We start from the raw sequence: 1,175 nt of genomic DNA, 5'->3' as shown, positions 1-1,175 counted from the left end.
CTTCACCAACTCCGGCACCGCATTGAACAGGTCGGCCTCCAGGCCGTAGTCGGCCACGCTGAAGATCGGCGCCTCGGGGTCCTTGTTGATGGCCACGATGACCTTGCTGTCCTTCATGCCGGCCAGGTGCTGGATGGCGCCCGAGATGCCCGCGGCGATGTACAGCTGCGGCGCGACGATCTTGCCGGTCTGGCCGACCTGCCAGTCGTTGGGCGCGTAGCCCGCATCCACCGCGGCGCGGCTGGCGCCCAGTGCGGCACCCAGCTTGTCGGCCAGCGGGGTGAGCACTTCGTTGAACTTGTCGCTGCTGCCCATCGCCCGGCCGCCCGAGACGATGATCTTGGCGGCCGTCAGCTCGGGCCGGTCGTTCTTGGCGATCTCGCTGCCGACGAAGCTGGCCTTGTCGCTGGTGGCGGCGGCTTCGGCCTTCTCAACCTGGGCGGTGCCACCTTCATGTGCAGCGGCATCGAAGCCGGTGCCGCGCACGGTGATGACCTTGACCGCGTCAGTCGCCTGCACCGTGGCGATGGCGTTGCCGGCGTAGATGGGGCGCTCGAAGGTGTCGGCGCTGACCACCTTGGTGATGTCGCTGACCTGGCCGACGTCGAGCTTGGCGGCCACGCGCGGGGCGATGTTCTTGCCGCTGGCCGTCGCCGGGAAGACGAGGTGGCTGTAGTGGCCGGCGATGGCCAGCACCTGCGCGGCGACGTACTCGGCCAGGCCGTGCTCCAGGCCGGCGGCTTCGGCCAGGATCACTTTGCTGACGCCCGCGATCTTGGCCGCCGCATCGGCCGCGCCCTGCGCGTTGTGGCCGGCGATGAGCACGTGCACGTCGCCGCCCATCTGGCTGGCGGCAGTGACGGTGTTGAAGGTCGCGCCCTTCACGGTCGCGTTGTCATGTTCTGCGATAACAAGTGCGGTCATGGTCAGATCACCTTGGCTTCGGTCTTGAGCTTGCTCACCAGCGTGGCGACGTCGGGCACCTTGATGCCGGCGCTGCGCTTGGGCGGCTCGCTGACCTTCAGGGTCTTGATGCGCGGGGCCACGTCGACGCCCAGGTCGGCCGGCTTGACGGTCTCCAGCGGCTTCTTCTTGGCCTTCATGATGTTGGGCAGCGTGACGTAACGCGGCTCGTTCAGGCGCAGGTCGGTGGTGATGACCGCGGGCAGCGTGAC

2 protein-coding genes are annotated in these 1,175 nt (G+C 68.1%); both read right to left on the bottom strand.

Annotation, left to right across the window (positions count from 1 at the left end):
• A partial coding sequence (locus tag VO99_RS27455) for an electron transfer flavoprotein subunit alpha/FixB family protein (protein ID WP_046116155.1) occupies nt 1-924 on the bottom strand: 924 nt, incomplete at its 3' end.
• A 2-nt stretch (nt 925-926) separates the two neighbouring features.
• On the bottom strand, nt 927-1,175 hold a 249-nt coding region (locus VO99_RS27450), incomplete at its 5' end, for an electron transfer flavoprotein subunit beta/FixA family protein (RefSeq protein WP_046116154.1).

Origin of the sequence: Aquincola tertiaricarbonis (genome assembly GCF_000969605.1) — a bacterium.
Classification (GTDB): Bacteria; Pseudomonadota; Gammaproteobacteria; order Burkholderiales; family Burkholderiaceae_C; genus Aquincola; species Aquincola tertiaricarbonis.
The sequence above is the reverse complement of the archived record's forward strand: the minus strand, read 5'-3'. Positions and strand labels throughout refer to the sequence as shown.